Origin of the sequence: Solimonas soli DSM 21787, from assembly GCF_000474945.1 — a bacterium.
Taxonomy (GTDB): domain Bacteria; phylum Pseudomonadota; class Gammaproteobacteria; order Nevskiales; family Nevskiaceae; genus Solimonas; species Solimonas soli.
On sequence record NZ_AXDW01000018.1, the window covers coordinates 1 to 6,119 of the forward strand.

The 6,119-nt window shown below is 68.1% G+C and carries 6 protein-coding genes; 3 read left to right on the forward strand and 3 right to left on the reverse strand.

Translation table 11 applies throughout. The features are described from left to right. Positions 1-291: 291 nt before the first annotated feature. The 3 genes from K344_RS0109830 to K344_RS0109840 form a co-directional block, all read right to left on the reverse strand. Positions 292-1,323: an inorganic phosphate transporter gene (locus tag K344_RS0109830; RefSeq protein WP_028080525.1), complete on the reverse strand. Its 1,032-nt coding sequence runs from the start codon at positions 1,321-1,323 to the stop codon at positions 292-294. A gap of 11 nt (positions 1,324-1,334) precedes the next feature. After that, entirely contained in the window at positions 1,335-1,973 is a 639-nt protein-coding gene (locus tag K344_RS0109835) for a DUF47 domain-containing protein (RefSeq protein WP_028080526.1), read from the reverse strand. A 393-nt stretch (positions 1,974-2,366) separates the two neighbouring features. Next, positions 2,367-3,158: an inositol monophosphatase family protein gene (locus K344_RS0109840; protein WP_028080527.1), complete on the reverse strand. Its 792-nt coding sequence runs from the start codon at positions 3,156-3,158 to the stop codon at positions 2,367-2,369. Positions 3,159-3,208: 50 nt separating this feature from the next. Here K344_RS0109840 and K344_RS21085 point away from each other — a divergent pair, with 50 nt between their 5' ends. From K344_RS21085 to galE, 3 genes are read left to right on the forward strand one after another with little or no spacing between them, the layout of a single operon-like run. Next, entirely contained in the window at positions 3,209-4,018 is an 810-nt protein-coding gene (locus K344_RS21085; protein ID WP_051362095.1) for an RNA methyltransferase, read from the forward strand. Between the two features lie 57 nt (positions 4,019-4,075). After that, complete coding sequence (gene cysE, locus K344_RS0109850; protein ID WP_028080528.1) at positions 4,076-4,873, forward strand: serine O-acetyltransferase; 798 nt, start codon at positions 4,076-4,078, stop codon at positions 4,871-4,873. Between the two features lie 2 nt (positions 4,874-4,875). Then, positions 4,876-5,850, forward strand: a complete 975-nt coding sequence (galE, locus tag K344_RS0109855) for a UDP-glucose 4-epimerase GalE (protein ID WP_028080529.1) — start codon at positions 4,876-4,878, stop codon at positions 5,848-5,850. Positions 5,851-6,119 lie beyond the last annotated feature (269 nt).

The window sequence follows — 6,119 nt, forward strand, 5'->3', positions numbered from 1 at the left end:
CCCCTCCCCCCGCGAGCGGGCGGAGGGGAATCGGTGTTGAGAGCGCGGCGTGCGGTTTCGAGCCCTCTCCTCCCGGCGGGAGGAGAGGGTTGGGTGAGGAGGGCGGTGCGGCGCGCGCCGAGAGTTCGGTGAGCGACGCGCGTCCCCACATCCCCTGACCCCTCCGCCCGCGAGCGGGCAGAGAGGGACGCCGGAACGACAGCACTACGCGCGTATCGAGCCCTCTCCTCCCGGCGGGAGGAGAGGGTTGGGTGAGGAGGGGCGCGGATCAGGCGCGCCTGGTGTTTCGGCTTAAAGCAGTGTGCGGCCCAGCGCCCAGGCGGCAGCGGCGATGAGGGCGCTGGCGGGAATGGTCAGGCACCAGGCCCAGACGATGGAGCCGGCGACGCCCCAGCGCACGGCGGAGAAGCGCCTCGTGGCGCCGACACCCATGATCGCTCCGGTGATCGTGTGCGTCGTCGAAACGGGAATGCCGAACCCGGACGCGAGGAACAGCGTGGCGGCGCCGCCCACTTCGGCGCAGAAGCCGCCGACGGGTTTGAGCTTGGTGATCTTCTGGCCCATGGTCTTGACGATGCGCCAGCCGCCGAACATGGTGCCGGCGGCGATCGTCACGTAGCAGGCGGCGACGATCCAGCCGGGCAGGTGGTCGGCGTGCGCGTGCATCCAGTGCGGCAGGATGGCGGGATTCGTCGCCGTCGTCGCGATCAGCAGCATCCAGATGATGCCGGCGGTTTTCTGCGCGTCATTGCCGCCGTGACCGAGGCTGTACAGCGAGGCGGAGAACAGCTGTAGGCGCCGGAAGATCTTGTCGACACGACGCGGCGAGACGCGGAAGAACAGCCAGCTCACGCCAAGCATCAGCGCCGAGCCGAGCACGAAGCCGAGCACTGGCGAGACGACGATGAAAGCGATCGTCTTGAGCAGGCCGGGCCAGATCAGCGATGCGACACCACCCTTGCAGATGCCGGCGCCGACCAATCCGCCGATCAGCGCGTGCGAGGAGCTGGACGGCAGACCGAAGTACCAGGTGATGATGTTCCAGGCGATGGCGCCGGCCAGCGCGCCGAAGATCACGTAGTGATCGATGATGGCCGGGTCGATGGTGCCCTTGCCGATGGTTGCCGCCACCTTGAGCGGGAACAGGAAGTAGGCGAGGAAGTTGAAGGCCGCGGCGAAGAATACCGCGAGCTGCGGCTTCAGCACGCCGGTCGAGACGACGGTGGCGATCGAATTGGCGGCGTCGTGGAAGCCGTTGATGAAGTCGAAGGCAAGCGCCAGCACGATCAGAAAGACGATGACCGCCAGGGTCATGTGGTCCATCGGCAGGCGCCTCAGGAGTTTTCGAGGATGATGGCTTCGAGCAGATTGCCGACATCGTCGCAATGGTCGGTCACGGTCTCGAGCGCCTCGTACATGTCCTTCAGCTTGATCAGGTTGCGCACGTCCGTCTCTTCACGGAACAGGCGCGACAGGGCGGTGCGCAGGACTTCGTCGGCCTCGCCCTCGAGCGTGCCGATATCGCGCGTCGCCGCCATGATCTTCTTCGCGTTGTCCATGTCGGACAGCAGGTTCACGGCCTGCGCCACGCGTTCGGCGCTGGCGCGGATGATCTCGGCGAAGCGGATCGCCTCCGGCGTCGCGCTGCGCAGGTCGTAGGTCGAGACCATCTGCGAGGCCGCCTGGATGGTGTCGATGACATCGTCGAGGCGCGAGATCAGCTGATGGATCTCGTCGCGGTCGAGCGGCGTGATGAAGGTGGAATGCAGCAGGGCGACGGTCTGGTGCGTGATCTCGTCAGCGCGATGCTCGATGGTATCGATCTCGTCGGCCAGCTTCCGCGCCTCGTCCGGCGAGCGGTTCAGCGCCTGCATGAGCGCCAGCAGCTTTTCCGAGCCCTCGACCGTGTGGCGGACGTGGGCATTGAACAGCGCGAAGAAACGGTCTTCGCGGGGCATCAGGTGCTTGAGCATGGCATTTCTTCTTGTGCTGTGGTCAATGCCGGCCTCCGGGGCTCAGGCGGCATTGTGCCGATCTTGAATGAGGCTTGTCGGCGGCCGGGCAGGCTGGATATCTCTTCGAGCCTTCTTGTTCCGAGGGGAGGAAGGGGCGAGGAGGGTGGTATGGCGGCGCTGCGGGTTCGGCGCGCGGTGCAGGCGCCCACCTCCCCTGACCCCTCCCCCCGCGAGCGGGCGGAGGGGGAATCGGAGGTGAAAGTGCGGCGCACGGCTTCGAGCCCTCTCCTCCCGCGGGGAGGAGAGGGTTGGGTGAGGAGGGCGTTGCGGCACGCGCTGCGGGTTCGGCGCGCTGGATGAAGAAGGCACAAGCGGAGCGAAGGACTCGCCGCGGACGGGCGGGGGCGCGCTTCAGCGCAGCATCCGCACCAGATCCGTCTCGAGCTTGAGGTTGGTGGCGAGCACGTGGCCCTCGCGCAGGGGGTCGTCGCTGCCGTCGAGCGCGCGCACGATGCCGCCGGCCTCGCGTACCAGGACGACGCCGGCGGCCATGTCCCAGGGTTTGAGGTTGAACTCCCAGAAGCCGTCGAGGCGTCCGGAGGCGACATAGGCGAGATCGAGCGCGGCCGAGCCGGCGCGGCGCAGGCCGGCGGTTTCCGCGGCGACGTTGCGCAGCTGCGGCAGGTAGCGGTCGAGATATTCCTCGCGCAGCGGGATGCCGGTGCCGATCAGCGCCTGGCTGACGTCCTTGCAGGCGCTGACGCGGATGCGGCGGTTGTTGACCGTCGCGCCGTCGCCCCTCGAGGCGCAGTAGAGATCCTGCGTGCACGGCGCGTAGATCACGCCGTGCTCGAGCTTGCCGCGCACCTGGACGCCGATCGACACCGCGAAATGCGGAATGCCGTGCAGGAAGTTGGTGGTGCCGTCGAGCGGATCGATGATCCACGTGACTTCACTGCCGCCATCCGGACCGGCTCCGGAACCCGCGCTTTCGCCGCTTTCCTCGGCGAGGATGGCGTGCTGCGGATAGGCCTTGCGGATGAGGCGGATGATTTCCTGCTCGGCGCCGCGGTCGACCTGGCTGACGAAGTCGTTGTGGCTCTTGCGCTCGATCTGCAGCTGATCGCTGCGTTCGTAGTAGCGCATGATGAAATTGCCGGCCGCGCGGGCGGCCGAAACGGCGATATTGACCAGCGGGTGCATGACGGGCCGGACGGGATAAGGGGCGGAGGAGGCCGCGTAGAATATCACGCATGACTTCCGCTCCTTCCGCCGCATCCGGCTTGGCTGCGCCGCTCGCCAACATCCGCGTCGTCCTCGTCAACACCCAGCACCCGGGCAACATCGGTTCGACCGCGCGCGCGATGCTGACGATGGGCCTGTCCGAACTGGTGCTCGTCAATCCCTCGCGATTCCCGCATCCGCAGGCGCGCATGACGGCCGCGCACGCGGAAGGCGTGGTCGACGGCGCGCGCGTGGTGGCCACGCTCGGCGAGGCGATCGCCGACTGCGGCTGGGTCGCCGCCAGCTCGGCGCGACCGCGTCACCTCGGCGACGAGCCGCTGGCGCCCTGGGACATGGCGACGCGCGCGGTCGCCACCGCATCGGCCGCCAAGGTCGCCATCGTGTTCGGCTGCGAACGTACCGGCCTGACCAACGAGGAACTGCAGCTCTGCCACGCGGTGACGATGATTCCCACCAATCCCGGCTACAGCTCGCTCAATCTCTCGCAGGCCGTGCAGGTGCTGGCCTACGAACTGCGCCGCGCCGCGCTGCCGCAGGCCACATCCGTCGCCGGCCGCCAGGGGCCGCTGTACGCGCCGCCCTCGACGCAGGAGATGGAGCATTTCTACGGCCATCTCGAACGCATCCTGCTGTCGACCGGCTTTCTCGATCCGGCCAATCCGCGCCTCCTCATGCGCCGGCTGCGGCAGTTCTTCAACCGCGCCGCGCCGGACCGCAACGAGCTCAATATCCTGCGCGGCATCCTTACCTCGATCGAGAAACCGAAGAACCGCCGCGTGCCGCTCGAACCGGGCGATGGCATGCCGTCCGCCGATTAAAGAGGACCGAATTGGTCTAGAATGACGCTTCGGCGCAGCCCATTGATTGCCAACGCCATGTTCGCCCGCATCCGAGAAGATATCGCCAGCGTTTTCGACCGCGACCCCGCCGCGCGCAGCACCTGGGAAGTGCTGACCTGCTACCCGGGCCTGCACGCGATCTGGGCGCACCGCGTCAGTCACTGGTTGTGGACGCACGGCCTCAAGTGGCTGGCGCGCGTCAACTCGAATCTCGCGCGCTGGATCACCGGCATCGAAATCCACCCGGGTGCGCGCATCGGCCAGCGCTTCTTCATCGATCACGGCATGGGTGTGGTGATCGGCGAGACGGCGGAGATCGGTGACGACGTGACGATGTATCACGGCGTGACCCTGGGCGGCACCAGCTGGAACAAGGGCAAGCGCCATCCGACGCTGGGCGATCGCGTGGTGGTCGGCGCCGGCGCCAAGATCCTCGGGCCGTTCACGGTCGGCGCCGGTGCGCGCGTCGGCTCGAATTCGGTCGTGGTCAAGGAAGTGCCGCCGGGCGCCACCGTGGTCGGCATTCCGGCGCGCATCGTGCGCGAGGCGGCCGAGCCCTCGGAGGCCGTGGCGGCGATGGCGAAGAAGATGGGCTTCGACGCCTATGGCCTGTCGAAGGACATGCCCGATCCGGTCGCCAACGCGATGTCGGTGATGTTCGATCACGTTCAGCGTCTCGACGAGCAGCTGGGCAAGGTCTGCCGGCTGCTGCACGAGGTCGATTCGCGCATGCCGGAGCTGGAACTGTCGAAACTGGAGCTGCCCGATTTTTGCATGGACGCAAGCCCGGCCCTCGATTCGCTGGCCGGCAACCGCAAACGCAATCAGGGGTGAGCGTGAACGTATTGGTCGTCGGCGGTGCGGGCTACATCGGCTCGCACATGTGCAAATGTCTTTCCGAAGCCGGACATGCGGTGGTCGTTCTCGACAATCTGGCGACCGGCCATCGCGCCGCCGTGCAGTGGGGCGAGCTGGTCGAGGCTTCGCTCGGCGACGTCGCCGCGGTCGGTGACACCCTGCGCCGGCATCGCATCGACGTGGTGATGCACTTCGCGGCCAGCTCGCTGGTCGGCGAGTCGATGAGTGATCCGTACAAGTACTACGCCAACAACGTCTGCGCGACTCTGGCGCTGCTGCAGGCGATGCGCGAGGCCGGCGTGTCGCAATTCGTGTTCTCGTCGACGGCCGCCGTGTTCGGCGAGCCGCAAGCCGAGCTGATCGACGAGACGCATCCCTGCCAGCCGATCAATCCCTACGGCAATTCGAAACTGGCCGTCGAGCGCATGCTCGACGACGCCGCGCGCGCCTACGGCCTGCGCGCGACGGCCTTGCGCTACTTCAACGCCGCCGGCGCCTGCGATTCCGGCCTCATCGGCGAATCGCACGAGCCGGAATCGCACCTGATTCCGCGCCTTCTGCGCCGCGCCGCCGGCGAAGCGCTCGACGTGCAGATCTTCGGCACCGACTACCCGACACGTGACGGCACCTGCGTGCGCGACTACGTGCACGTCTGCGACCTCGCCGACGCGCATCTGCTGGCGCTCGAGTACAGCCGCGCGCAGCCGGGCTTTCACACCTTCAATCTCGGCAACGGCACCGGCTTCACCGTGCTCGAAGTGCTGGCGGCGGCGCAAAGCGTCGTCGGCCGCCCGCTCGACATCCCGCGCGGACCGCGTCGCGCCGGCGATCCGGCGACGCTGGTCGCCAGCAGCCGCAAGGCGCGCGAGCGGCTCGGCTGGCGTCCGCGACGCGCCGATATCCGCCGCATCGTCGCCGACGCCTGGGCCTGGCACCAAAAGCCGGCGTTCTGAATCCGATGCGGCTCGAAGCCCTGCGCCGTACTTTCGCCCCGATTCCCCTCCGCCCGCTCGCGGGGGGAGGGGCCAGGGGAGGTGGGCGCCCGCACCGCGCACCGCACCCGCACCGCGCGCCGCAGCGCCCTCCTCACCCAACCCTCTCCTCCCGGTGGGAGGAGAGGGCTCGAAGCCGTGCGCCGCACTTTCATCACCGTCCCCCTCCGCCCGCTTGCGGGGGGAGGGGTCAGGGGAGGTGGGCACCCGCACCGCGCGCCGCAACGCCC

What these genes read in the sequence shown, in the direction of transcription:
- K344_RS0109835 (WP_028080526.1), bottom strand. Translation starts at nt 1,973, where the DNA reads ATGCTCAAGCACCTGATGCCCCGCGAAGACCGTTTCTTCGCGCTGTTC.
- K344_RS0109840 (WP_028080527.1), bottom strand. Translation starts at nt 3,158, where the DNA reads ATGCACCCGCTGGTCAATATCGCCGTTTCGGCCGCCCGCGCGGCCGGC.
- cysE (WP_028080528.1), top strand. Translation starts at nt 4,076, where the DNA reads ATGTTCGCCCGCATCCGAGAAGATATCGCCAGCGTTTTCGACCGCGAC.
- K344_RS0109830 (WP_028080525.1), bottom strand. Translation starts at nt 1,323, where the DNA reads ATGGACCACATGACCCTGGCGGTCATCGTCTTTCTGATCGTGCTGGCG.
- K344_RS21085 (WP_051362095.1), top strand. Translation starts at nt 3,209, where the DNA reads ATGACTTCCGCTCCTTCCGCCGCATCCGGCTTGGCTGCGCCGCTCGCC.